A 26,185-nucleotide genomic window follows, 5' to 3' on the forward strand; every position below is an offset into this window, starting at 1 on the left:
AATTATGAGTATTAATAATGGCAATAGTAATAATGGGAATGGAAATAGCAAACACTCAAACAATGGCAATGGCAGTTCTCAAAATCCAGCAATAACTTCTGTTGACCAATTGGAACAGTTACCAACTGAGACATCTGATATTCAGGCAAAACCAGCTAATACTGCCCCACGTTATATTCCTAAATTCGACCAACCTGTAATTCTCCGGCAATCTCGGAAATGGTCACGCGCTATCCTTTGGGGTTTGATAGCTGCTACAACTGGTACAATTATTTGGGCAAACTTCGCCAAAATTGAAGAAGCAGTTTCTGCTAGTGGTAAGTTAGAACCAACAGGTACGGTTAAAGAAATACAGGCTCCTGTTGGTGGCGTAGTTAAAGAAATTTACGTTGAAGATGGACAGCAGGTTAAACTTGGTGAACATCTTCTCAGCCTTGACCCCACTACTGCTAATGCCCAACTTGACTCTTTAAAGAAAATTCGCTCATCTCTAGTTCAAGAAAATCAATTTTATCAATCTCAAATGACAGGTGGGGCTACAGTTACTGCCACCGATGTTAAAGTTTCAAATCAAATGCTTGACCTGACCAAAAGTCGCGCTACTCTAGTTGCAGAAAACCGATTATATCGTGCCCAACTAGATGGTACAGGTGACAGTAGCGGACTAAACATCGAACAAAGAGAACGCCTCCTCTCCACTTCTTCAGAATTGGATGCGCGGTTCACTGCTGCAAAACTGGAAGTTGACCAATTAGGCCGTCAACTCAACCAAACCCAAATAAAATTGGTTAGCACAAAAGATACTCTCAAAATGAATCAGGGAATTCTCGATAATATTACCCCGTTAATGAATGATGGGGCAATTTCCAAAATTCAATACTTCAAGCAGCAAGAAGAAGTTAGAAATGCTCAATCTGAAATTGACCAGCTTACCCAAGAAGGATTTCGTTTACAATCTGCTATTAACCAAGCACAAGCTAAGTTGCAATCAACTGTAGCTATTTCTCGCAAAGATTGGCTCACCCAAATTGCAGATAATAACAAAAAAATTTCCGAGATTGATTCTCAGCTTACTAAAGCCATTGTCGAAAATAATAAGAAAATTGCCGAAAATGATTCTCAGTTGAGCCAAACTCAAATGAATCTTCAATATCAGTCAATCAATTCCCCTGTTTCAGGTACAGTTTTTGAACTTAAGGCACATACACCAGGATTTGTAGTCACATCCAGCGAACCAATTCTCAAAATTGTTCCTGATGATGCTCTGATTGCTAAAGTTTACATCACTAACAAAGATATTGGTTTTGTTAAAGAGGGGATGACAGTAGATGTCAGAATTGATTCATTTCCTTTTAGTGAGTTTGGCGATGTCAAAGGTAAGCTAGTATGGATTGGCTCTGATGCCTTGCCACCCGATCAGATTTATCCTTTTTACCGATTCCCTGCTAAGGTACGACTAGATCAACAATCAATTTCGATTAATGGGCGTAAAGTACTTCTTCAATCTGGTATGTCTGTCAGTGGTAATATTAAACTACGAGAACGGACTGTAATGAGTATCTTTACTGATATGTTTAGCTCTAGTGTCGAAAGCCTTAAGTTTGTTCGCTAATATAATAACGTGCAAGTTATGTTGCTTTTCTCATGAAATTGGCAATTCTGGCAGTCGTTGCTGATAATAGTTTCAGAGGTAATTATTCAAGAGGTCTCAATTGTGGTCTTTGCTCAAACCAGTCCCCCAAATGTAATAACAACTCGCCTTACTTTAGACGAGTATCGGGCTATGGAAGAAACAAACCCAGAACGCCATGAATACCGCAACGGAGAGATTATTACTATGTCGGGAGGATCGGTTGCTCATAGCGCAATTGCCAGCGACTTCTTAATAACTCTAGGGTTTTTGCTTAGAGACACCAATTTTCGTTTGTATAACAGCGACTTGCGAGTTTGGATTCCTGAATATCAATGCGGTACTTATACTGATTTGATGGTTGTTAATGGTGAACCAGAGTTTAATAGCAATCGCAATGATGAAATTCTCAATCCAATACTGATTGTCGAAGTTTTATCGCCCTCTACCGAAGCTTATGACCGAGGGGACAAGTTCAGAAAATATCGCTCTATTGCCAGCTTTTGTGAATATCTGCTTGTGAGTCAAACTGAACCCTACATTGAACAGTATCATAATTTGGATCGGAACAGTAACGATCGCTGGCTATGGCAAGTTCACTCTAACCTCGATCGGACGATTATGCTGCACAGTTTAAACGTGGAAATTCCCTTGACTGAAATCTATCGTCGCATTAATTTTTAAGGCTGCTTAACTCTCTTGGATCTGATTAGTGAGACTCGTTACCAAAAGAAGCACTGCCAAGAAAGCTAGAAAAAGTAACTAGCATCCAACCGAAACAAATATGTTTTTGGGTTTGCCAATCGTATCTGTCTTCTATCGTCGGGATTGTGTTAGCTTCAACAATTTCTAATCCCCAGTAGCCCAATGCACTGATGCCAAACAACATAGCGCTGACGATAGAAAATTTAGCGATGACTTTAAAAATGTAATTGCTTAAAGTAGGCGTTGTTTGAAAGGATTGTCTGTGACGATGATGGATAGTGAGTTCACTTGGAGCTACAACCAAAACACGTCTTGGTTTTTGTTGAGTGAGTTGGCAGACAATTTGTTTATTATCAGTCATGGGTCAAACCAAGTCCTGTTGGTTGTAGCTAGATTATTACCAGTAACTATATTGTAAACTTTCGTCAGATGGATGTGGTTAAATTTACATAAAACTTCCACATTCAGAAAAGATATTCTAATGGTTAAGCGATGTCATACGAAAAAACCCAGAGAACAAACAAACAATTGAAGAAGAATTCAGCTATTCTGAATTCAGGAGTCAGAATTAATGAGTGGGGGATTCAGACCCACCACTTGATTATTGCACCACTAAATCGGAGATTTAGTGTGGTGTTTCACCGTTTATTCAGGAGCCACTCGCACAGAATTCCCAACTGAATTCTGGCTCCTGACTCCTGAATTCTGTTCGTTAAGCTGAAAGTAAGTTAGAAATATCCCCCAGAGCGGTATAGGCTGGGGGATACACTTAATCAATCCGCATTGCTGTAGTAAATCGGCTGCAATACTTTCCGACAAGCTAATTTACAAATGTCGCCAGAAGTTCTTACTGATAGTCTTGAGACTGACTACCTTGGGTTCTGCTGTCGCTTCAGAGGCATGACCAACAGCCACCGCAGCAACAATTGGTGCGGGTGTGGTTAACAAAGAATTAAGCAATCCCATTTGATAATCAACATCTTCTACTGAGCGATATACTCTGTATGGTTCAATTTGCATACCCAAAGGTGTTGGGACAATCTTTAGATATTGATTTAGGGCATTGATATAAGCAACTGAAAAATTTCTCTGCTCTACATAAAGACGGATAATCTCTAGTAATTCAATCGCTCTGTTGATTTCAGAAATTTCACAATTACTGTCGATTTGTGACTGACTTCTTCTGTAGCCTTTCATCATCTTTTCGGCTACCAGATTGTTAAATTTACTAACCGCCCTCTGATGATTGCCTAATGTGTGAACTTTGGTTTGCGCTTGATAACCAACTCTGCCCCACTGCACTGTTAAGTTACCATCTTCGACAATGGCCGCCCAGAATTTATTGCTGTTCTGAATTGCGTCAACAAAGACTAAATAGATTTCCATCTTTCTTACCCTGTCAATTTCCTAACTTCAGGGCATTGCCCCAACAAATCAATTCGCAATTCGCAGTTCGCAATTCGCAATTGTTAATTAGTGGTAATTTAATTCTCTACCGCTTAATTTTCATTGATTTCTCAGCAATAAGAAGTAAGAAACCATTTAATTTGTTGAATTACTCAATTAGAGTAACCTGTATTTCAACTGCGAATTGCGAATTGCAAAGCCCCCATAGAATCAGGAGACAATCACTTTTTCATCAGTTCATATTCCGAAACTTAGCAGCACGCCCAAAACAATTGTCAATTCGCAATTCGCAGTTCGCAATTAAATTAAATTAAATTAAATTAAATACAGGAAATTTCTTAATTGTTTAATTGTGAATCCTTCAAGTCAAAGTTCCCATTGATTCAATTGCGAATTGCGAATTGCGAATTGCGAATTGAAGTTCACAGAACTGCTAGCCCGTCGTGCGGTGGATGCCCATGCCTGCATTCGTCCAACTGCCGCAGCATCCTGAATCGCAAGCGGGGTAATGGTTTGACGACAGGTTTCCAGATCAGCAAGTGTTACCTGCTGCGGTCTACCCTCATCGAATGCCAGCAGAGCAGCTTCTGAAGCAAGGGTTTCCAGTTCTGCTCCTGAAAACTTAGCGGTCGAAGCTGCGATCGCTTCGAGATATTCGGATTCCAGGTGAATGCCAAAGCGTTGTAGATGAATCGCCAGAATTTGGACTCGCTCTGGTTCTGTGGGAAGATCAACAAAGAAAGATTCGTCAAATCTTCCCTTCCTCTTGAATTCACTTGGTAGTGCTGATGGGTCATTGCAGGTCGCAACTATAAATACGCCGCTTGTACATTCAGCCATGAACGTAAGCAAAGTACCGAGAATGCGTTGAGAAACACCGCTTGTATCGCCCTGACCTGAAAGCGCCTTTTCCACCTCATCAATAAATAAAACGCAGGGTGCAATCGCCTTGGCAGTTTTCAAAGCACGTTTAACATTACCTTCGGATTCGCCAACTAGTGAACCTAGAAGGGACGCAATGTCGAGTTGTAGAAGTGGTAGATTAAGTATGCTAGCGATGTTTTTGGCGCAGTGAGATTTCCCAGTACCTGGAGGCCCTGCCAGTAGCACACCTTTTGGTTGGGGTAAGCTAAGACTTCGCGCCTCTTGTGTGAATAGTCGCCGCCGCCTCATCAGCCACTCACGCAGTAGATCCAAACCGCCAAAAGGAATGGTAGCTGGCTTGCCCAACTCGATACCCATTTGAGAGAGTAGCCGAGTTTTGTACTCGACGGCTTTGGGGATAAAATCAGCGTCAACGACGACACCATCATTAGTTAAGTTTTCTTTGACTGTTAACCGAAGGAAATCACTAATTTCTTCTAGAGTTAAACCCAGTGCTGCACGAGAAAGAGTTTCTAATTCAGCATTTTCGAGCGTAACAGTAAAAGTCAATTCCTGTTCAATAGCTGACTGTTGTAGGTCATGCAAATAAGAATTGAGATGAAGTAGTATTTGGTCAATACTAGGTAAAGGAACTTCACAATAAGGAATCAATCTGACTAGTGATTCGTGTAATTGTATATTCTGACCCAACAAGACAATGCGTTTATCTGTGGGTTTTAACCTGTGGTAAAGGTTTTTTACCTTGCTTAAAATCTCCCACGATAATTGGGGTGAATTCTTAGCAATAAAGGGGTGAATATCTCCGAGGATAAATACACCATTCCCACTAAAGTTAGCAATGTAGTCGAATACAAATAGTAGTGGATCAGCCTGTTGTGGTCTTTTGTACTCTGCAACTGGCTTAAACACCAATCCTCCATCTGCTGCGATTAAACATTGCTCCAAGGTTGATACTCCCAGATTCCAGAAGAACACAGGACTTGAAAGCTTATTGTTAGCTTCAGCAGTCAGCCACTGAATAATCGTTGCTTCATCAGGAGACAGAACATCAAGTGCTGCGATGGGAATTTGTGAATCTAGTGTGGAGAGCAGATTTGAGAGTTTCATGTCAATTATTCAAATATTTCACTTATGAAATGGCGAAGCCTTTATGATCAGCAGTTACCAGCCGAGTTAAGACTGGTAACTGATGACCATTTAATGAAATTCAAAATTCAAAATTCAAAATGAAGAATAGAATAATTTTGAATTAATTATCCTTCTCCTAACGGAGACGCTGCGCGAACGAGTCAAAGCCCCTACTGATAGCGCCGGCGGCAAGCGAGTCCACAAGCGTCTTGTCTTTAATTTTGAATTGATAATTTTGAATTTTGAATTCCCCGAAGGGGTTGACTGATTACTGACGCAAACGTGTTTGATTACTATTCGTAGTCCGAAGTTGTTGGGTTTGAGCTTCATCTTTAAACGTGCGATCGCCCTCCACAACTCCAAGTGCTTCTTCAAATGGTTGCGTAGCCGACAAACAACTCAACCCCTCGAATCCCTCAGCCTCCACACGAACTTCACCTGTAGCGCTGTCAAAATGAATCAGTATTGACCGTTCCATATTTATCTCCGTGCAAATTGTTGAACTTCCTGATGTCCGGCAAAAGTTAGGCGTAGGGTTTGCACACTTCCGTTAGTTGATTCAGCGATCGCACATTCACCAAATTTTTCTTGTAACTCGGCAGCTTTAGCGCGAACCATCCGTTGTCCGTAAGCCAACATCAACTTGTTACTAAAGAAGTCTTGTCCCAACTTTGGAACTGTTTCATAACTGTCGTGTATTACCTGGTACACGCCGCTTGACTGATTCCATTTGAACCCGATGTCTGCACGGGCTTTTATGGTGCAACCAGATACGATGATTTCAGCGCTTTGTCCTTGAGAGCCACCGTAGTATCCTTTTAGTGATTGTGCTGTTTCATGTACTTGCGGTAATAGGTTCAAATCTTGTAAAGCTTGTATTAGACATTCACGGTTAGCAAGCTTGGTTTTAACTGTTGAGAAATGCGACATTTTTGGCTCCAAGGCTTTCAAATTGGTTTGAGAAATAGTACGGGTGCGATATCCTTTTTGGGTTATTCTGGAAACTACATACGAATACGTTGGTCGAGTCTTGAGCGAATGCACCCGCCCAAGACTGTTTTTTACCTGAATTTAAACGACATCACCGTAGCTTTCGATAAGCCCACGTCGTCAGTCGCAAGTGATTGTAGATTGCGTTGTTCATCTAACAACTTGGTGCGAATCTCTTCCATCTTTTGCTGCAATTGACTGCGCGTATCAGAACCCAGATTCTTCGACTCAATCGCCGGATCACTAACGATAGAATCTAGATGCGTCATCATCGCCTCCAAGCTACTGCCTACCTCTGGTGAAGCGTTTGCCAGTAGCACTTGAACCTTCATCAGATGACGCTCCATCTTCTTTTTAAACTGTATGGGTTTCCTCCCTGGTTCCCAATCAGCCAACTCTTCAAGCAATTGGGCGGCGAGTTGTTCACCACCTGCCAGGGCTGATTCCCGTAGCCTTTGCTCTAGATTTTGGTCATACTGTTGAATGAACTTGGTAATCTGGTCTAAACACTCGGCTTGCTGCTGGTTGAGTTGTTCAGAGAGGGCAGGGATAATCACCGGGCGACCAATAACAACTTGTAAATAGTCTTCAAGGTCGGTCAGAGTCGGGAATGCTCTTAACAAGTTTGCTTTGACTGATTCTTGCTTATCCTGTGCTAATTCCCAGGTGTTAAGTGAAAGGAACTGATCAATCCGCTCTTGATAATCAAGAAGTCCCGCTTCGTAATCAGCTTTTAATTGATTACGCAATCCAGGGGCGATATTATCCCTAATATTGATTAACTGATTCCATACCAAGGGAGCTAAATCAATCGGACAAACCCAATCACCAGTATCAGCAGACATCCATTCTTGAACTGAAGCAATCTCTTGCCTTAATTGAGCAGCAGCTTCATCTAGCTTTTTGAAGACCTTAATACCTCGCAGACCGACTTCGGAATTTGTGACTTTAACGAGGTCTGATTCTATTTCAGAAACTTCAGCTTTAAGTACATCTGCCCATTTAGGTGCAGCAGACTTTGTACTTCTCTTCAACTGAATACGAAAGCGAATACGAGTTTTATTTAATTGTGAGAAATTGTGGCGCTCGACTACTGCATCAGTTAGGAAATTCACAGCGATAGGGTTGTCGATTGCTTGTACCATGATTATTGACCTCAATCATTATTTTTCACTTTCGATTAAGCGAAGCTTTCTTTGTGGTGATTTCTCAAGAGAGCGAATGTCTATCAAGAAAGGGAAAGGGGTAAAGGGTAAAGGGTAAAGGGTACCACTAACTTAAAAGCAGGGGTTTCAAAGATGGACACTAATTTTTATCGCACTACGTGTCTTAAAAATCTTCTTTTTTATTCCTCGTATTTAAAAACAGAGGCTTTATACATTGTGGGGAAAAGTTCTTTATCCTTTCCTTTGCCCCTTACCCCTTACCCTTTTTTGGTGTAGCTCTATAGATTACTTTTGTAGAGCTATTCTGTAGGCGAATATGTCTTTTAATGACTGGTGGTTTATGTATGGACATGGCTTAAAATAGCTGAAGTTGCTGCGAATTATCCTGTACCACAGGCTTGTTATAAGTCATGCCTTCGACTTCATAACAGCGAGTCATAAGTTTGTTTCGATTTAGCCGAAAGCTGACTTTTTTTCTTTGATTTGGCAGAGGTACAAATAAATACTGTGGATGTTGGATAGTACCTTCATCACCCAAGTATCGAGAAAGCGTACCGTCGATTTGGTAAACTTTCGATGAACTTAACAGTGTCGCGTCATACACTTTAATCAAATTTGTTTCCATCTGATTAGTATTGAAGTAGAGTGTGTGATAATCTTTTGTGGAATCGATTTTTCTCTACAGTTAGACTGATTGAATCTGACTGTAGAGTTTTTCACGGATAAGCTGATTCTTCTTTCGTTAAGCAGCAACTTTTTCTTTTTTCGGTTTAGACAATCTAGAACCGCTCCCAGAAGTACGTTTAGTTGTTGAAATCGGTGGATTAATTTGACCGAATGGAGTCTGAATCTTGAGGTCAGCTTTTAACTCTGATTGCAGCAATACAAGCTGAGTCAAATAGTAATCAACCTCTTCTAGAATCTCAGCTTCTACTTCTGACGGTGAGAGCGGCGTAATCTGATCTGATTCCAGATATTTAACTTCTTCGGTATGGCGAGAAGTCATGACAATATAGCGATAGCCATGACCGCAATTCTCAGCTAATACGCTATCGTGTGGTAATACTTCGATACCAATGACTTTGCCTTGTTGAGTACGTTGTCCAACATTAAACTTTGGGATTCCATAGCCGCGTGGAAGTGTGATTGTTGGTTGCATTTTCGTTCCCTTTACATTAATTATTGATTAAAAGTGACAAATACTACAGATAGAAATGCTCAAAAATCTGATTTAATTTTTCCTTTGATTCATCTGACAGAGCATTAAAATCAAACTCTTTGGAGTCCCAAACTTCATTAATACTTGTAGACTCATCAACAATATTTGCAATCAAACAAGATTGATCGTCGTACTTCCAGCCATTTGCTAAAAGCCACGGTAGAATCCCGTCAGATTGCAAAAGTTTTTCCAGGTCAAACAAGTCAGAAAATGATTGAAGATTTTCGACGTTGGGGTGAACAATTGTAATACTCATCTGTGATTAGTTGTGAATAGTTGAACAGCAAAAAGAGGGGGAAAGGTTAAAGGGAAAAGGGAAAGGGATTCATGAATTGAATCATCCTTAGAAAAGCAAGGTTTTTACCTTTACCCCTTTACCTTTTCCCCTTGCCCTTCTTTATTAGCTGTAGACAAAGCTTGAGTCACTTATAGCTACAGTCTCCCAAGCCCTGTTTACAACTTTTGCAGTCACAGTTTAGACATAAGTTGGTAATGTCTTTGTCAATCAGATGTGCAATGTTAGATTCATGAATGAAGCTGATTTTAGTGACGCACAAGGCAGGATTTACCTGCCTTACTTCATCTTTAGGACTAAAACGCCATCTCAAGAGCAGCTTTCGTTACAGCTAAAGCCTGTTTACTGACCTCTCGCCACTCTGTTTGCTCGTTGTAGGATGCCATGACTAATTCCGACTCTACCCACACCCGACAGAACAACACATTTTCATCTGTTGTTCCCGCCTGTGGCTGTAGTGTGATGGGAGAATATAATTGTTGTGGGGTTAAAGTTGCGATCGCGGCTAATACAGATTTAGCAAAGTGAGTATCATGCCCACTTTCTAATATATAGGGTCTGTCTGCAAGAATAGTAATCAGCAACTTATAAACTTCTTTACCTCTGCGCTCACACTTCTCAAATTTGAGTTCTTTTAAATATCCAGTTAAGGCAGTTTGAGTAATAGCACTCGCTTCACTGTTGTTTAGGGTGTACCACAGTGAACCATTGTGACGATTGCAGTAGATTTTGCAACTGCCAGCTTCCGAGTGCAATCCCAGTTTTGGCTTATTGATTGAAGCAATTAACTGCTTGAGTAGTTCCTCTTGGCGCATTAAGGCAGCAAGTAAATCGGCATTTTCTTGAGGGTTCATTTGTTTGTACCAAAAGCATTTTCACTTTCGCATTGGCGAAGCCGTTGACTACAAATGTATGAAATGTAGAGCCAATAAAACAGCGCTCTTGATTTCACAAAAGCGCTTTTTATTACTAATTATTTGTAGTTACGGATTACTAATGTGAATTAAATCTTGCTAACAACTCTTCACGTGATAAACTAGACAATTCCAGTAAAAATCTTGCAAAGTCATCTGGTGCTAACTGCAACAAATTATCGACCACTCTCGCTAATTCTTCATCCACAGAACCAAACCTAAATCTCAACAAGTTTTCTACAACTTGGCGGCGTTCAAGTTGTACTCCCTCTTGTACTCCTTGCTGTTTAGTGGTTTCTTCCCACTGCTGGTAAGCTTGCGACAAATTCATGATTAATTCCTGCTCATCTTCTGTTAAAGTTTCTTGCTGTTGAACTATAATGACCCGCAAATTAGTAATCAGTTTGAGAGTATTTTGTCTTAATTGGTTGCTTTCGGGTAATGCCAGCAATTCATCAATGGCAGTACGTTGCGTTTCGCCTCTACCCAAAATCCTCAGCCATAATGTTTCTTCTGTTACTGGTAGCTCGTTAACCGCTACTATTGCTGCTCTAAAACATTTCTGGAAAAAGTAAACTCCCCTGCTCCACTTTTCTAAATCTAGTTTAACCTCTAAATCCTCCAACAGAGAGGCTGAAGCGCTAGGCGATATAATCCACAAACGAGCTAAACTATCTTCTGGTAAGCTGGTTTTCTCTCGCTTGGCTTTACGTTGTGAGTCTGCAATCACGGTGAACAGTTTCAGAAAACAGTTGCGTACCTCTGACCTACTTGGTTGATTGCGGAATGGTTCCAATAGTGCCGTATTTAGTACAGCGATTCTACCCAACAATCCAAGATTTTGAGCTTGGGCAGTTGGTGTGCTTGTAAACAAAACGTCAACAAATCTGGCTTCATCAGTTACTTGTTTGTTAACTTCTACTCTACCTAAAGGAGACAACAACTCCTCTAATAATTCCTTAGAAAACTGATCGTAAGGCTTGCTACTCATGTTTTAAAGGCGAACTGTATTTTATTTTAAAAGGATTGGTTATGGTTGCATGGTGGGTATAAAAACCCACCTTTTACTTACGCGGCTACCAATTCCCGACTAACTTGCGGCAGTTCAATCGGAGCAGTTACCCTGGATAGCACCTCTACAGCCTCTTTTACGCTCCAATATCGTACTCCATCCCCACACCGCCAATAGTAAGTCTTGGGGTCGTTTTCCCATAACTCATCAGCATTTCTGACCTTGAAGACAATTCCCAAGAATTCACCATCTAGATATACGTTGTGAGCCGTCTGAAGGTCAGTGCGTCCTACATAAGTCAGTCGGTAGTTGTCCACTGGTTCGCACAAGTCTTCTGCACGAGTCCCGCGATACCCACAGTTACCGCACCCATGACCTTCGCAGTCTGGACAGATGGCAGCAGGCATATTCCACTTCGGCAGTGTAAAATCCCATTCAGCCGGTGGCATTAATATTCGAGCCTTGTGAGAGATATAACAACCAGCGTGACCGATTACCTTATCAGAATGGTATTGGACGCTCAACGATAACCAGTCACAATCACCTAACAAGCCAATTTTCTCAGAAGCTTGTTTTAATTCCTTTTCTTCCTTGTGATTGCGCTCTACTGGAGCAGAAAGACTCGCTTTTACCTCTGCTACTGCACGTTTGAAACACTCTTTGTGGTATCGAGCATAGCCGTGGGTCATCTTTACCCACACGATATCATCACTGTTGATCCAGATAGTCACTACATCTTCGAGCTTGCACTCTTTTGAGTAGTCCGACTGATTGACGATGGTTGCAATGATTTGGCGATGGCTACGCCCGCCGCAGGCATCGCGTGTGGTTAACGGATCTTTTGTTGGCGCAGGGGCTGAAGTTTGTGTAATCATTAGAAATTGCCTCTTGTTTGGGGTAAAAAGGCGATCGCGAGTTTTCCAGGCCAGCGATCGCCTTTTGTTTTGCGTAAACAACGTTGTGGTTTACCGCAACGCTCTCAAAAAGATTTGGCGTAGCCTCATATTTCTGAATTTCAGTTATTTTCTAGCAAGAATTCACAGCACAAGGCTCTAGAGAAGGTATTGAGCAGCTGCCCTAATTGCAGTATGGGTGGATTTATTGAGTGATCTTGAGTATCTCCCCCAGCCGACTTTACCTGGCGTACCTTGTGCTATACGACGGGAGGTTCTTGTTTCTCAAATCTATGTTTTATGTTGATCAAATCTGTGACTGGTTAGACTTGCGAACCCTTTTTGCGTTTGGGTGCAGGCAGTTCGCTTTCCTTTGCCCTATGTTTATTACAATATCGTCAATATGTCAGTATGTCAACATACTGACATATTGACTTGTTGGTATATTGAAGGTAAGATTGTGAATATAGAAAAATACAGCAATATGTTGGTACATCAATATGCTGCCGATCGGAATATGCTTGAGAAGTCTAGGCGTATTCCGATACAAAGAATGGTTAAATACATTGATTTGTCAAAGTTTTGGACTGAGGAGAGTGATTTGTCCATTGAGACTGCACATGAGAAAACGGGACTTAACAGAAGAACCTTATCATCTGCAAAAAAAGGTTTACTCGATAGGTGTCAAATCGACACACTATTTAAACTCAAAGATTTAGCATCGGATTTAGCTGGCAGAGAAGTCAGCTTCGATGAAATCTTCAAGGACGATCAAGCCTAACTCATCCATAAAACTTAAAAGCGATCACCCCCCGCCAAGAGTGCGATCGCTTGACTAAGCCACAGCCATAGCAGAGGAATAGCCATGTCTAACCTATCAGTTTTTTCGTTTGAAGAGAAAGAAGTTCGTTTTGTTGGCATAGCAGAGAAACCAGAATGGGTCGCTGCTGATGTATGCACTTGTTTGCAATTGAGCGATACAAGTAAAGCATTAGAGACTCTGGAGCCAGATGAAAAGGGTACGAAGAATGTTCGTACCCCTGGTGGAGAGCAAGAAATGCTTACTGTTACCGAACCTGGACTATACCGCCTCATCTTTAAGTCCCGTAAACCAGTTGCAAAACGTTTCCAGCGCTGGGTATTTCACGAAGTCCTTCCAGCTATTCGTAAAACAGGTAGTTATTCACTTCACCCATCCCAACCTCCCACACTTGCCCTTCCCCCAGCCGAACAGCGCTTAAAAACTTTGGTAGAAGCAATGAAGACCCTGGCTGAGATAACAGGTGGCAGACTCAACCCCTACATGGAGCAACAGATAAATGATTACGCCGCCAACCTCTTAGCTGACCACAACAGACAGTCTCTAATCGGCACAGAAGAGAAGTGGTTAGGTGTGGTCAATTTTGCAGAAAGCGAATTGGGCAAGAAAGTTCCCCTTAAAGGCTCCCACTATCGCGGACACTTGGGGACATGGGTGAGAACATTCTACCCACACTTAGGCGATCGCCAAGAAACACGATTGGTTAATGGCGTTCAACAGCCCATCTATGTCTACGCTTGTCACGATCCGGCTGTTGCGGCTGGGTTGACCAAAGCTATAGAAGAGTTCTTTGCTCATCCGAGTCCTGGTGCAGCGCTAAGGCAGGCGGGGGCTTTCGCTAGTAAGAAAGCTGTAGTTACTGTTTGATGGTCATTGGTCATTGGTCAAGCAGAGCGATCGCCAAGTAATCAAGAATTAAGACTTTTACAACAAAGGTAAATTTTACCTTGAGGGGAAAAGATATGGAACTCGGCTACTTCCAGAAAGATGTACTCATTGAAAAACTAGCTAAGAAATTCTACGCGATCCAAGGCTATGTAGTCCCCGAATCATATCGGATGCAATCAGCTACACATCCAGCAGAAAGAGCGTGTGTGGCTATGGCTATTTTTGCAGTTGAAGAATTTGAATCCATCAAAGATGAAGGTTCAGATGAGGATGATGACGAATATGAAACTGATTGTTTATTCCCTGAATAACGTTCGTTGCCAGGGGTTTAATTGAAGCGCGAGTAATACACCTTCCTAAATATTTTCTTACAAATTACAAGATGGTTAAACGGATATGAAAGCCATAGTGACAGTAGTTGAAAAAATCTCATCTGAAGCTCACATTGATATTCCTGAAGGTTTAGCAGAATTAGGCATTAGACAGCACGTTGTAGATCATTACAACAGTGGCGAAATGCTTGCCTTACTGAACATTTTCCACGTTGATTTTGAATCTATCAGCGTTCACATTGGTAAAAAACCTCAAATCACTTGGCAACCTGGAAAGCCTTGGAGTTTAAAGCGTCCTTATTACTTTTGCAAACTTGGAAGATTTACTTTGACTCTGTTAACTGACACAGAGCAAAACTTGACTCGTACAGAAGTTTACTTTGGGCATCACAAGCAACTTATTTATACGTCAGAAAAAGAGATATCCAAAGAATTGGCAACAGTCGAACTCCAAAATTTCTTAAGCGGATTAGCTGTTGAACTTCAGATTTTAAGCCACATTGAATTTCCAGAACAAGTTTGAAAATAACAGGAATTAAACATGAGACTAACGACATTAGAAGGTCAATACCAGTGCATCGTGATTGACCCTCCCTGGTTCTATCGGCTGAGAAATCAGGATAAAACTCACCGAAACCGCATTAGCTACAAGCCAATGCACATAGAAGAAATACTGTCATTGCCTGTTCCAGACTTAAGCAATCGCACGGGGTCAGTTCTTTGGCTTTGGTTTACCAACAATCACATGATTGAAGCCGCACACTGCTTAGAAATATGGGGATTTGAACTCAAAACCATCCTGACTTGGGAAAAAGTTACCAAGGATAACACTAAAACACATCTAGGTGTCGGTCATTGGTTGCGGAATTCGACTGAACATTGCGCTTTGGCTGTTCGTGGGAATGTGAAAGCTTTTGCTGGACGGACACTCACAAACCAGTCAAGCATTTTACACTCACCCCGTCGTGAGCATTCACGTAAGCCCGAACAGTTTTTTGAACTTGTAGAAAAGCTGTGTCCTGATATGACCAAGCTGGAGATGTTCGCACGTTCGTCTAGAGTTGGCTGGGATTGTTGGGGTGATGAGGCTCTGAAGTTTGATCAGCCTGTTGAGCAGAGTCAGCAAGATATTTCCTTAACTGCCTAACTAAGGAATAATTTAGGCACTAAAAGTCTACGCTCATCTGGAAAATCCAATACCAAGCTCTTAAACACTAATTTTCTGTGGGAGTGTCGGTTGCTGGCTGATACAAGGAGCGCAATTGTTCTAAGTTACTGGCCGTCTCTAGTCCCGTAAGAACTGCTCTTAATTGCTCGACATCTTCAATTCTGGAAATTTCTGGTAATAGGCTTAAACCCTCAGTACCAAATTTTAGTTTTAAACCAACTGCAATCCCTTCTAATAAAGATTCCATTCTGGCAATTCGCTCAAATGATGTCATGTACTGCATAGATTGTTGTGCCTCCAGTTGTTCTACTTCCCTTTTAAATTCTCGTTCTAAATCTAATGGTAATGTCAACATCCAATCAATAAAACCTAACAAATTCAGAATAGCTTCGCGCTCAAACCCCTGCTCGTACAACCTACGCGCTAAAGCTAATTTCTGCTGCTTACGTTGTAACCTGTCACCACGGGTTTGCATTGCTGCCAAATGAGCCATGACCACCGTAGCAAACGGATTATGGCTCTCTTCAAGCTCCGGCAACCTTTGTTGATAGTCTAGCAGCTTGATCACAGGAAACTGAAAATCAACTGTACAGCCAAACAATTCATAACCAAATTGATTTGGTCGCCAGTCGATGTTGTCATCTCCCAGTACCGCACATGATGCAACAGAGCGATTATAACGGTCAAAAATCCGATAGTTGTATACAAACATACGTTTCGGGAAATCGCTTTCTTCCTGGCTTTGGACTTCGACATGGATCAATAGCCAAGATTCTTCACCCCCAATACGGTAAATTTTCACCAATTTATCAATCAGTCGCTTTCCTAATTCCGCATCACGGACTACTTGCTGTAGCTCCTGATCAAGAAACTCAAAACCTCTACTCCAATCAATTTCACTGTGCGCTTGGGGAAAAAAGAACAACATGAAGTCTTGAAAATACAACTGTAGTATTTGCTTCCAAGGAGAATCGTATTCAGTAAGAGGTGTTTTATTAGCCATTTTCAAATATATTGTCTAGTTTCAAATTTCAGAGGTGTTTATGCCAACAAACATAGAGTGGACAGACTTAACAGATAATATCATCCGTGCTAAAGTCGGCGGTTGGTGGTGTCAAAAAATCTCAGAGGGGTGTAAGAATTGCTATAGCGAAAAGCTGAATCAAAATTCTTTCTTTGGTGGGAATAAGAAACCCTACACTGGGCAACCACCCGAACTAGTGTTAGATACAGAAGCTATTCGGAAATGGGGATTCCAAAGAAAACCTAAGAAGCATTTCGTTTCTTCAATGACTGATGTTTTTGGTGAGTGGGTTCCGCGTTTTTGGCAACATGAAATGCTGGACGGAATGTTCGTTGCTCCCAATCAAGTATTTCAGATTCTCACCAAACGCCCAGAAATCATGCTGTCATCTATGGATGAATGGCTCTCCTGTCATGGACTAGACAAGCTACCTTTAAATATTTGGCCAGGAACTTCGATTGAGAATCGCCGTACTTTAGAAGAACGTAGTCAATTTCTTGCTCAAATTCCGGCTTTAATCCGCTTCTGGTCAGTTGAACCATTGTTAGAAGATTTGGGTGATATCACTCACTACTTGAATGATGTTCAGTTAGTAATTGTTGGTGGTGAGTCTGGCCCAAATTCAAGACCATGCCACATCGAATGGATTAATTCAATTGTCCAACAATGCCAACAATCGAAAACACCCGTATTTGTGAAACAGTTGGGGGCAAATGCGAAATTTGGGGGACAGCGATTCAAAACCCGTGACAAAAAAGGGGGAAAAATTGAAGAGTTTCCTCTTCATCTGCAAGTTAGACAATTTCCGTTTGATGCGTGAATAAAGCAAAACCCCCGCCTGTAGCGCAGTGCGGGGGAAGAATAAACTCACAATTTTTGAGGAATGGAGATTATAACCATGATTTTAGCAGAAAACATGATTTTTGGAGGTCTAGAAAGATGAATTGGCTCTCTGATCAAAACAGTTTTCTAGCCTGGGAATCGCGTTCTAGGGACACGATAGAAGTCAAACGTTGTTATGTAGACGTGGCTGGTGGTGACTTAATCGCTGGAATTTTACTTAGTCAGATCATCTACTGGCATTTACCGGATCATGAAGGGCAATCCCGACTCAAAATTGAACGTGATGGGTACAATTGGCTGGCTAAAAAGCGTGATGATTGGTGGAAGGAGTGCAGAATTACACCCAGACAGTTTGATTTAGCTACTAAGCTTTTGCAGTCCAAAAATCTGATTAAAACTGCAACTTATAAATTTGGAAATAGCCCCATAAAACACATCCGCATTGACTGGGAAAACTTCTTGAATGAACTACAAGCTGTTGTACAAGCTCCTCCTAATGCTCCTGAGCGGATTAAGACAACATTTGCCCGTTCTGACCAAAATGGTAACTTAACAAAATGTCAAAGTCCAAGTTTACAAAATGGTGAGTTAGAACTTAACAAAATGTCAAATTTAAAATTAACATTTTGTCAAGATGATCTAATAGATACAGAGATTACTTCAAAGATTACTTCAGAGATTACACACAATGCGCCCCTGGCTTCGCCACCCGCGCCCCCCACCCAAGAAAGTGTATGTGAAAAAGAAGAACTTGATTTAACAACGAAAGAAGTTGAACTTGAAGAAGCAACTTCAAAAAAACCAAGCTTAGAAGAACCAACTCCAGAAAAACCAACCCCACAACAACCCACTTCGTTGTTAAAAAATTCCGGGTCTTTGCAACAAACTAATAACACCTCAAGAGGATCAACTATTGCGGCGGGGTTGTTCGATAAAAAAAACGAACAAGCAAACAAGAAACCAAGCAAACCAAAATTTCAGTCGATTGATGATTTGCTCAATCACATCTTGCTTGACCCCGGCATCTTGGCATCTGAGCCTTTACCCGCAGTTTACAGAAATGAAATCAAGCTCCGTTCTTGGCGTTTCCCCTGGCGTACTTCTTGCAGAGACAATATTTACCAAACTTGCGATCGCCGTTTGGTGGAGTTAATCGCCAAGGAGAGAGCCGAGTGGGACAAGGTTAATTGGCAGCAAAAAGTCCCCACTGTGATCAAATCAATCAGCAATTTGGAGGTGAGTAAAGCTGGTTTAGAAGAACTGTTGGTTTATTGGTCAAAAGTTCTTGAATTATCTACGCCACAAACTGAACAATCAAAAGCCAATGACCAACCCATCGGTTACTACTCAAATCGTTCTCTTGATTGGCATAAAGCGACCTTCAGTGAACTTCTAGACCGCATGGATGAAGTTGGTAAAGACAAAGCGATCGCTTCTTTCAGCAGCCGTTATGACCAACAAGATCCAGGTGCAACGCTCAAATGGTTAGATTGGTTAAAACTTACACATCCTCAAATGTATGTGTACTTACATCCGCAAGCTGCGTGAGCAATATGGAATCTAGATTTTCTAGAAATCAAAATTTTCAAATGAGGTGAACTATGGCACAAGACAAAACAAACTTCACATCCCAACAAGACCGCTTACCCCCACAAAGCATTGAGGCTGAAGAAGTGATACTCGGTGGCATCATGCTCGACCCAAGCGCCATGAGCCGAATCAGCGATCGCTTGGTGATAGATGCTTTTTACATCAATGCCCACAAAGACATTTATCAAGCAGCCCTACGACTGTACAGCCAAGGATTACCAACGGATTTGCTTTGCATCACCAACTGGTTGTCTGATAATGGTTTATTGTTCCGTATCGGTGGACGCAATAAACTGGCCAGTCTGGTTGACCGTACTGTTTCAGCTGTGAACATCGATGTTTTAGCTGACTTGGTAATGGAAAAATACCAAAGGCGGCAGTTAATCCTTGCTGGCACTGAGATTGTTCAACTCGGCTATGCCACCGAAACTGATTTACCTGTAATTCTCGACGAAGCCGAACAAAAAGTCTACTGCATTGCGTCTGAGCATTCTGCCTCTGACTTGGTTCATATTTCTCATGCCTTAGCCGACACTTTTACCGAAATTGAAGCGCGTCATACTGGTAAGGGATCACCAGCAGCAAGCAGTGGATTTTATGACCTGGACAGTATACTCGGCGGTGGTTTTCGCAAAGGACGGTTGTATGTACTGGCTGCTCGTCCTTCTGTTGGTAAATCTGCTTTGGCTGGTAATCTCGCTCTCAATGTTGCCAAAACTGGGAAGATGCCGATCTGCGTTTTCAGCTTGGAAATGTCTACTGATGAGTACGTACAGCGATTTTTAAGCAGTGAATCTGGCATTGAAAATAACTTCTTGGAAACTGGGAATGTCTCTGACAGCCAGTGGGAACCTTTGAGCGTGGCGATCGCGCAGTTAAGCGAACAACAGATTTTCATCAACGACGAATCTTGCCCTTCTCTTAATGAAATCCGTAGCCAAGTCCGCCGAATTTCATCCCATTACGGTGGTGTTGGGCTTGTGATCATTGACTACTTACAACTGATGGCTCTTGATACTGATTCACGGGTGAACATGGCTCAACGAGTCGGTGAAATCAGCCGAGGATTAAAAAGATTAGCCAAAGATTTGGATGTGCCTGTACTGGCTTTGTCCCAACTCAACCGCGAAGTTGAACATCGTAACGATAAACGCCCTGTACTAAGTGATTTAAAAGACAGTGGTGCTGTTGAGCAAGACAGTGATGTTGTGATCATGCTTTACCGCGAAGAAATGTATAACCCCGATACCCCAGATCGTGGCATTGCTGAGTTAGTTGTTCGCAAGCAACGCAATGGCCCCACTGGTACAGTCAAGCTTTTGTTTGACCATCAGTTCACCAGATTCAAGAATTTATCTCGTGGTCGTAGTTTTTAAGGAGCTACTGGAGGATAAACATTGTCTTTTATGCGGGAACTGAGAATGATTAAAACTTACCAACAGCTTTTACAACAGTGGGCGGCTCTTGCCCCTGATGAATGCTCTACCACTGACAGGGATTACAGGTTTAAGGTAAAAATGCTGCCCCAAGTTGAAAAATGTTCTTTCGATAACCCCTGGCGTTCGGTTACTTCCAAAAACCTTACTTGGCGACTTCATGTAGCTGAAGATGTAATTCTCAGACAGTTGAATTTTGTTCTTCTAACAGTTATACATCGCTGTTCTGGCCGTCAGTCCAATATTCATTTCACTTTCATAGAGCTTGGAACTATCGCCACAATCTGTAATGGGCTGAAGTCGCAAATACATCCACATCCAGCACTTGCAGCATTAGACGCATACATTCAACTACTGGAGTTTTAAAACAGATGAAAGCGCTATCCGTCCGTCAGCCTTGGGCATGGGCAATTATTTATGCTCTAAAGGATATTGAAAACCGTGGCTGGCCCATTCATTATCGCGGCGACATTCTGATTCACGCCGCAAAAACCTGCACCAGAAAAGAGTACCAGCTAGCCAGAGAATTTTGCCAAGGGATGGGGGTAGTAATCCCAGAGTTAATCTCTCTACGTCGCGGTCAAGTTATTGGCATTGTCACAATAGTAGATTGCAAGTTTTCACAAGTTGCATCTGGTTGGGGGATGCCTGGGCAATATCACTGGAAGCTGGAAAATCCACGCGAGATTACACCGATTCCTTACATTGGGCGGTTGGGAATTTTTGAAGTACCCGATGATTTGGTTATGGAGGTGGCTGCATGATTAAATCAGTTCCCATGATTCGCACACTACAACACCTTGGGGCAACCAGGGAAGATATTATCGCTTTTATCAAGAGAGCGAAAACCAAAAAGACATCATCAAAATTAGATGTCTGCAAAAATTTTGATAACACAAAATTAAAACCAGTTCTGCCAGATGATGCCCCGATCGCTGTAGTACTTTTCGCGGGTGGCGGTGGGATTGAAGCTGGGATGCTTCAAGCTGGTATTCGCCCAGTCATTGCAGTGGAGTTTGACCCAAGTAAACCAGACTTGAGCAGGGCGATCGCTCTCAATCATCACCGTAACTTTCATGAATATGGCTGTAGAATAATCCAGCTAACAGTCCAAGAAGTAGCGCAGTTAGGATTCATAGGTTTTCCCCGCCGCCCCGACTACCTTCATGCCTCCCCAGTGTGTGCCAACTTCAGCCAAGCTCACACAGCTAAGGCGGGAAAAGGCATGGAAACGGCTGATGATATGACGGCTGCGATCGCTATTACTGAAGCGATCCGACAGTTGCAGCCACGGGTGTTTACTCTCGAAAATGTGCTGCGTTATCAGAACAGTCAGAGTTTTGCCATCATTCTGAATGCTTTGGAGCAAGAGGGGTACTCAGTCGATTACAGCGTGGTCAACATGGCTGACTTTGGGCTACCCCAGGCGCGGCGGCGGTTAGTCCTGATTGCTTGCCGGGATTTGGCTATCTCACTACCACCTACATCTGACCCTATCGGTTGGTATGGGGCGATCGCTCATCTAATCCGCACGATGCCCGACTCTCAACTACTGCTCAAGCAACAGCAAGCTTTGGAGAAATTTTTAGCCGGGAATGCGCCAACACCATTGTTAATAGAAAGAGTTGGGGGGCGTACAGAGTCCAAGTATAAACCCGGACATTTACCTTGCAACACGATACTGCGATCGCATTTTACAGATCACAAAGGTTGCAACCGAAGCAAATTCGCTGATATCTGGTTGCCGGATGGTACGGTTAAGTCTTTGTCTATTGAGGGGGCTGCAATCTTGCAAGGGTTTCCCGGTTGGTACGAATTTCCCAACGAAACTGCTACGGCGGGGTCAATCATTGGGTATTCCGTGCCTCCCAGTTTCGCCGCGCAGTTATTTACTCACATACAGAAACAATTATCAGGAGCATTTTTATGACAAACCAAGAACAACTCACTTAAAATGTGTTGGTACAGGTAAGGAAGAGGACAACCAACAAGCAGGGGACAAAAAAGAAGAAGCACAGAGGTTGTGCGGTGGGAGCGAATTTCCGCCTGCTTCAATGGTTTTCTTTCCTTAGCGACAGTTCACATCTGGGTTCGCATAATTTTATTAGTGGGATAGATTCATAGCTGCCGCAAGCTCGAACTGCCCTCTGCCTTTCTCAATGAGTTATCTCCAAAAGATTAAAGGTAAGTAATTCAGATTAACTACCAACAGTTTTGAAATCATTTTAGTTAAAATGCCCTAATTAAAGTGCCTAGAGTTGGCGCACCTAAAACTGAAGAGGCTAAATTCCCTGGGATATTCCCATCAATTATCCAGCAGTCAATCCCTAAACTAGAAATAGTCAAAAACTCCTCAACTTTCTTAGCCATCCCGCCAGTAACATCTACTGATTTGCTCTTGCCCAAGAAAGGTTTAATCTGAGAATAGTTAGCTTGAGTAATATTGGAAACTACTTGCCCCTCTTGGTCATATACACCTGCATAATTTCCAACATTTATTAGTCGAATTTTAAACTTACCTTGAAGATAGAAGTATTTCGCTAGTTCTGCAAGCATTGTATCTGTCGAAAAGACAGTACCACCAATAGCCTGATCTAGAACTACATCACCGAAAACTAAAGGAATTAAACCTGCTTGTAGACTACTTTCTATCATACTAAAGTCACTCTTCAATAGTTTTTTGCTATGAGTGATTATCATAGTAATAGGTGGCAAACTTACCACTGGTAAACCTGCCTGTAAAAAATTTTTAGCTAGTAGAGAATTTAAATCTAAAGCATCTTGGTGAACTAAGCAGAACCCTAGTTTTTCTTCATCACCTGAAAAACCGTTAATTGTATTATATTTATTCGCTGATTGGTGGGCGAAAGAACCAGCACCGTTACCAATAATCAGTTTTAGATTAGGATTTTCACGTTTGATTAGGCTCACTTGCTCAACCAGTTGTGTTATAACTTCTCTTCGAGCAGTATAAGGTTTGTCCTTGTCAGTAATTAAGGAACCTCCTAGCTTCACTAATACTAATTCCATAATCAAATATTAAATGAGGAAAGATAAAAACTTATAAAAAACTAATCCTAGACAAAAAAATCAAAATTGCTAATCCAACGAGAATTCCCCAAGATGGTAACTCGCCTGCTCATTGCTAACATCGCTATGATTATCTGATTCAATTGCCGCATGGTCGTAGCATTTATTTGCGGTAGCCAGCATTGTAAAAGTGATAGGATGTCGAATATGGGCGAATTGTAACTTTTGACTTGTCGTTGTGGAAGACAATAACTCTACTACATCAGCCCTTTCCCTTCATACTCTTTTTTTGGCACAGGTATTGCCTGATGTGTTGGGTTTGTTCTAAACGTTTCCTAGAATAGCATCAGATGAGCGCCTGAACTCTCTGAATATCCCGTCTTATTCCTGCATTCGCGCCAATTTCTGCAAGTCAAGTTTTGATATGAATAATACTTACCCAATCACCTCCTTCAGAGCCATTTCCACTAAATCGCTCAGGAACACCAGGCCAAATATTGTTACCATCCAATGCCTGAATTTTGCTAACTGTTAATTTATTGTTATTTAGTTTAAGAATGTAAATTTGACCTGCATCGACTAACCGCCATTTTAAATTTTCTTTTTCCGTAAACAAAGTAATATTTGGGGACAGGGAAATTCGTTTTTGTTGAAATTGCTGACGTAATCCATCAGGAATCATCCCTTTATTTAAATCCCCTTGTAAATTAAACTTTTCGCTCTCAAACAATGGTTCTTCATTCATAATCCAGTCACCATGTAATGAGACAGTAAACTGATAGATATTACTTTGGTAAAAGACAGCTTTTTGCGACCAATCATCAGGTGTAATTAATCTAACAGCTTCTGTATAAGCATTATCTTCACTTGTCAAAGGTTCAACTTCTGTAATTAGATTGATATTACTATCTAATATATCATTGCCCATTGCCCAACGGATAGATTTTATTTCAGTTTTTGTAACTTGAACTGGCTCAACTTTCATTGGCAATATATAAAATACTTCACCTTTCAACACATTATCCGTATGAGCTAAAACAGATATACTACTCTTATGTAAACTATCAATTCTTACTGGTTTTTGAAATTGAATTACTAAACCTAGTTTAGTAAATAAATTTCTAAAATCCTGAGATTTTAAATTAAATAATTGATCCTCTGGGACATTGTTATAATTTTCCTGTGCTTCTGCAATAGTAGCTTCTAAAACTTGATCGTGATGCCAACTAGCATTGATTATGCGATTGAATTCTGTTATGGCTTCTGTAGTGATTTCTTTCTGATTAATAGGTGTTGCAGGATTTTCTTGATAATTCGCTACTACAGGATTATTATTTTTATTACTTATAGGTGGTATAGTGCTTTCTTGACTACCAATCTTTCTTCGGCAATCATAAACTGTTACATTATTAGGATTACCTAAAAATACTGCTAGAGGTGCATAATAATGCGCTATACCGTGCGGTAGTTGAGGTTGAGGCTCTAATTTTCCTTCTTTGTTTTTTTGTTTAGGCCATTCTACATTGCCAGTAGCTGTTCGGACAGGAATTAACCAATAATCACCTACCTGATAAAAGTTATTCTGAGTATCTGCTTTAAATTGAATCTCAATTCCATCTTCAAGGGGAAACCATTTATTCCCCTCTTCAGATAAATTTACTTTGACTTCTTTAGAGTCCCAACGGCGTAATAGAGGGTGCTTTTCTGGAAGCAATGTGTTACTCTTGCTATCTCCTGAGAGAATTACTTGATTCTCAATGCGATCCACTTGCTCAACTTTTAGTAGTTGGCGATCGCTATCTCCAAGTATATAATCATCATTGATGATTTCAACCCAATCACCTGCTGATAAACTAGAATTTTTGTCTTTTCCTAAATGTTCTAGCTTGAATACAAGTACTGAGGAATTTTTCTCAGTAGATGTCACAATAGGAAAAACAATTGAGCTATTCTCGCGTGACCAAACAAATGATAGTTGATTAGTGTTTTTAGCAGTAGAAACTCTAAAAATTTCCGCCCGATAAAGATGGTTTTCAGCACCACGAAATTTGGAATTAAACGGAATAACACATGGATCGTTTATTCCTGTAGAACTAGGCTTTGTAATTCTGGCAATAATTTCGCCTTTTCCAGGCTTCAATAATTCTTGACCTAGCACACTCTGAAAATAATCACGATCCTTACTAACTTGTTTGGCAACCGTTTCAATATCTTGATTATCTTTTAATTGTTTGAGCTTGACTTGCCAAACTAACTTAGAGCGAATTGCTGTATCTGCTCCCCCTAAAGCAACTTCACGAATATTAATTTTGCGATCGTCACGATCTTCAATCGGGGTTATCTGTCGTTCCCAAACATCAAGATAAGCAAGATATGCTGCTCCATTTAATTGAACTTTACAAGTATCTGTGGCTTCCGGCGTAAAATCTGGCTGATGAGGATAAGATACAAGTTCCTCATTTTCACAAAGTATACCATCTACATAATAGTTGCCTTTGCCAATTAAATACTTTTCAGATTGGAGTAGTTGCTTTAGTTCTTGTTTTTTTTCCTCACTGAGATTGTTAATATTATTAATTTGCTCGTCCGTGGCGATAAATTCAAAGCCACAATTCTGCTCTGGGCCACCTTGTAGTCCAAATATATCTTTGGCCAAATTTTGCAGGCGATTTAGTAAAATTGATGTCTGTTCGTTGAAGTCTGCATCTAATTGCACTCTACCTTGTTGCATCAATACTCGAAGGAAGTGCTTGCTTTTGTCGTAGGTATCACGAGTAAAATCGCCTCTAAATTCTCCTTGCATAAAATCC

General features: G+C 41.3%; 28 protein-coding genes and 1 pseudogene. 13 read left to right on the forward strand and 16 right to left on the reverse strand.

What is annotated here, in order from left to right; all coding sequences use genetic code 11:
* Positions 1–4: 4 nt before the first annotated feature.
* On the forward strand, positions 5–1,612 hold the full coding sequence (locus tag ACFG4S_RS00720; protein WP_392529934.1) for an HlyD family efflux transporter periplasmic adaptor subunit: 1,608 nt from the start codon (positions 5–7) through the stop codon (positions 1,610–1,612).
* Between the two features lie 102 nt (positions 1,613–1,714).
* Positions 1,715–2,314: a Uma2 family endonuclease gene (locus ACFG4S_RS00725; protein WP_392529935.1), complete on the forward strand. Its 600-nt coding sequence runs from the start codon at positions 1,715–1,717 to the stop codon at positions 2,312–2,314.
* Positions 2,315–2,339: 25 nt separating this feature from the next.
* On the opposite strand, the gene ACFG4S_RS00730 is transcribed toward ACFG4S_RS00725, so the two are convergent.
* The 12 genes from ACFG4S_RS00730 to ACFG4S_RS00785 all read right to left on the reverse strand — a co-directional run bounded on the left by ACFG4S_RS00730 (position 2,340) and on the right by ACFG4S_RS00785 (position 12,226).
* Entirely contained in the window at positions 2,340–2,696 is a 357-nt protein-coding gene (locus ACFG4S_RS00730; RefSeq protein WP_392529936.1) for a hypothetical protein, read from the reverse strand.
* A 464-nt stretch (positions 2,697–3,160) separates the two neighbouring features.
* Positions 3,161–3,721, reverse strand: a complete 561-nt coding sequence (locus ACFG4S_RS00735) for a WGR domain-containing protein (protein ID WP_392529937.1) — start codon at positions 3,719–3,721, stop codon at positions 3,161–3,163.
* 387 nt (positions 3,722–4,108) lie between these two features.
* Positions 4,109–5,734 (reverse strand): AAA family ATPase, encoded by a 1,626-nt coding sequence (locus ACFG4S_RS00740; protein ID WP_392529938.1) that lies wholly within the window; start codon positions 5,732–5,734, stop codon positions 4,109–4,111.
* Positions 5,735–6,023: 289 nt separating this feature from the next.
* The gene (locus tag ACFG4S_RS00745; RefSeq protein ID WP_392529939.1) at positions 6,024–6,233 is read right to left on the reverse strand and encodes a DUF2997 domain-containing protein; all 210 of its coding nucleotides are present in this window, start codon (positions 6,231–6,233) and stop codon (positions 6,024–6,026) included.
* 2 nt (positions 6,234–6,235) lie between these two features.
* Positions 6,236–6,685, reverse strand: a complete 450-nt coding sequence (locus ACFG4S_RS00750; protein ID WP_392529940.1) for a DUF1257 domain-containing protein — start codon at positions 6,683–6,685, stop codon at positions 6,236–6,238.
* A gap of 131 nt (positions 6,686–6,816) precedes the next feature.
* Positions 6,817–7,890: a hypothetical protein gene (locus ACFG4S_RS00755; RefSeq protein ID WP_392529941.1), complete on the reverse strand. Its 1,074-nt coding sequence runs from the start codon at positions 7,888–7,890 to the stop codon at positions 6,817–6,819.
* A 376-nt stretch (positions 7,891–8,266) separates the two neighbouring features.
* Positions 8,267–8,536, reverse strand: a complete 270-nt coding sequence (locus ACFG4S_RS00760; RefSeq protein WP_392529942.1) for a hypothetical protein — start codon at positions 8,534–8,536, stop codon at positions 8,267–8,269.
* A gap of 117 nt (positions 8,537–8,653) precedes the next feature.
* The gene (locus ACFG4S_RS00765) at positions 8,654–9,070 is read right to left on the reverse strand and encodes a hypothetical protein (protein ID WP_392529943.1); all 417 of its coding nucleotides are present in this window, start codon (positions 9,068–9,070) and stop codon (positions 8,654–8,656) included.
* 43 nt (positions 9,071–9,113) lie between these two features.
* The gene (locus ACFG4S_RS00770; RefSeq protein WP_392529944.1) at positions 9,114–9,386 is read right to left on the reverse strand and encodes a hypothetical protein; all 273 of its coding nucleotides are present in this window, start codon (positions 9,384–9,386) and stop codon (positions 9,114–9,116) included.
* 335 nt (positions 9,387–9,721) lie between these two features.
* Positions 9,722–10,279 (reverse strand): hypothetical protein, encoded by a 558-nt coding sequence (locus ACFG4S_RS00775; protein ID WP_392529945.1) that lies wholly within the window; start codon positions 10,277–10,279, stop codon positions 9,722–9,724.
* A gap of 139 nt (positions 10,280–10,418) precedes the next feature.
* Positions 10,419–11,330 (reverse strand): hypothetical protein, encoded by a 912-nt coding sequence (locus ACFG4S_RS00780; RefSeq protein ID WP_392529946.1) that lies wholly within the window; start codon positions 11,328–11,330, stop codon positions 10,419–10,421.
* A gap of 77 nt (positions 11,331–11,407) precedes the next feature.
* Entirely contained in the window at positions 11,408–12,226 is an 819-nt protein-coding gene (locus ACFG4S_RS00785; RefSeq protein ID WP_392529947.1) for a hypothetical protein, read from the reverse strand.
* A 421-nt stretch (positions 12,227–12,647) separates the two neighbouring features.
* On the opposite strand from ACFG4S_RS00785, the gene ACFG4S_RS00790 reads away from it, so the two are divergent.
* From ACFG4S_RS00790 to ACFG4S_RS00810, 5 genes are all read left to right on the forward strand, one after another.
* Positions 12,648–13,025, forward strand: a complete 378-nt coding sequence (locus ACFG4S_RS00790) for a hypothetical protein (RefSeq protein ID WP_392529948.1) — start codon at positions 12,648–12,650, stop codon at positions 13,023–13,025.
* Positions 13,026–13,109: 84 nt separating this feature from the next.
* The gene (locus ACFG4S_RS00795) at positions 13,110–13,931 is read left to right on the forward strand and encodes a Bro-N domain-containing protein (protein WP_392529949.1); all 822 of its coding nucleotides are present in this window, start codon (positions 13,110–13,112) and stop codon (positions 13,929–13,931) included.
* 95 nt (positions 13,932–14,026) lie between these two features.
* Entirely contained in the window at positions 14,027–14,263 is a 237-nt protein-coding gene (locus ACFG4S_RS00800) for a hypothetical protein (RefSeq protein WP_179070086.1), read from the forward strand.
* An 85-nt stretch (positions 14,264–14,348) separates the two neighbouring features.
* Positions 14,349–14,807, forward strand: coding sequence for a hypothetical protein (locus ACFG4S_RS00805; RefSeq protein ID WP_179070063.1), 459 nt, complete (start codon positions 14,349–14,351; stop codon positions 14,805–14,807).
* Between the two features lie 18 nt (positions 14,808–14,825).
* Positions 14,826–15,431, forward strand: a complete 606-nt coding sequence (locus ACFG4S_RS00810; RefSeq protein WP_392529950.1) for an MT-A70 family methyltransferase — start codon at positions 14,826–14,828, stop codon at positions 15,429–15,431.
* A 67-nt stretch (positions 15,432–15,498) separates the two neighbouring features.
* Here the strand turns inward: ACFG4S_RS00810 and ACFG4S_RS00815 are convergent, their stop codons facing one another.
* Entirely contained in the window at positions 15,499–16,455 is a 957-nt protein-coding gene (locus tag ACFG4S_RS00815) for a cytosolic protein (protein ID WP_392529951.1), read from the reverse strand.
* Between the two features lie 40 nt (positions 16,456–16,495).
* Here ACFG4S_RS00815 and ACFG4S_RS00820 point away from each other — a divergent pair, with 40 nt between their 5' ends.
* The 6 genes from ACFG4S_RS00820 (at position 16,496) to ACFG4S_RS00845 (ending at position 22,275) form a co-directional block, all read left to right on the forward strand.
* Positions 16,496–17,296: a DUF5131 family protein gene (locus ACFG4S_RS00820; protein ID WP_392529952.1), complete on the forward strand. Its 801-nt coding sequence runs from the start codon at positions 16,496–16,498 to the stop codon at positions 17,294–17,296.
* 119 nt (positions 17,297–17,415) lie between these two features.
* Positions 17,416–18,867: a hypothetical protein gene (locus tag ACFG4S_RS00825; protein ID WP_392529953.1), complete on the forward strand. Its 1,452-nt coding sequence runs from the start codon at positions 17,416–17,418 to the stop codon at positions 18,865–18,867.
* A gap of 53 nt (positions 18,868–18,920) precedes the next feature.
* The gene (gene dnaB, locus ACFG4S_RS00830; protein WP_392529954.1) at positions 18,921–20,285 is read left to right on the forward strand and encodes a replicative DNA helicase; all 1,365 of its coding nucleotides are present in this window, start codon (positions 18,921–18,923) and stop codon (positions 20,283–20,285) included.
* 45 nt (positions 20,286–20,330) lie between these two features.
* On the forward strand, positions 20,331–20,711 hold the full coding sequence (locus ACFG4S_RS00835; RefSeq protein WP_392529955.1) for a hypothetical protein: 381 nt from the start codon (positions 20,331–20,333) through the stop codon (positions 20,709–20,711).
* Between the two features lie 5 nt (positions 20,712–20,716).
* On the forward strand, positions 20,717–21,109 hold the full coding sequence (locus ACFG4S_RS00840; RefSeq protein ID WP_392529956.1) for an ASCH domain-containing protein: 393 nt from the start codon (positions 20,717–20,719) through the stop codon (positions 21,107–21,109).
* On the forward strand, positions 21,106–22,275 hold the full coding sequence (locus ACFG4S_RS00845) for a DNA cytosine methyltransferase (protein WP_392529957.1): 1,170 nt from the start codon (positions 21,106–21,108) through the stop codon (positions 22,273–22,275). Before ACFG4S_RS00840 ends, ACFG4S_RS00845 begins: the two co-directional genes overlap by 4 nt.
* Positions 22,276–22,574: 299 nt before the next feature.
* Here ACFG4S_RS00845 and ACFG4S_RS00850 read toward each other — a convergent pair whose 3' ends face one another.
* The 3 genes and pseudogenes from ACFG4S_RS00850 to ACFG4S_RS00860 all read right to left on the reverse strand — a co-directional run bounded on the left by ACFG4S_RS00850 (position 22,575) and on the right by ACFG4S_RS00860 (position 26,178).
* The gene (locus ACFG4S_RS00850; RefSeq protein ID WP_392529958.1) at positions 22,575–23,375 is read right to left on the reverse strand and encodes an isopentenyl phosphate kinase; all 801 of its coding nucleotides are present in this window, start codon (positions 23,373–23,375) and stop codon (positions 22,575–22,577) included.
* A 74-nt stretch (positions 23,376–23,449) separates the two neighbouring features.
* A pseudogene (locus ACFG4S_RS00855) lies at positions 23,450–23,584 on the reverse strand (IS4 family transposase); the annotation flags it as partial.
* 203 nt (positions 23,585–23,787) lie between these two features.
* Positions 23,788–26,178: a DUF6519 domain-containing protein gene (locus tag ACFG4S_RS00860; RefSeq protein WP_392529959.1), complete on the reverse strand. Its 2,391-nt coding sequence runs from the start codon at positions 26,176–26,178 to the stop codon at positions 23,788–23,790.
* Positions 26,179–26,185: the final 7 nt, after the last annotated feature.

This window comes from Nostoc sp. C117, assembly GCF_043099735.1.
GTDB lineage: Bacteria > Cyanobacteriota > Cyanobacteriia > Cyanobacteriales > Nostocaceae > Nostoc.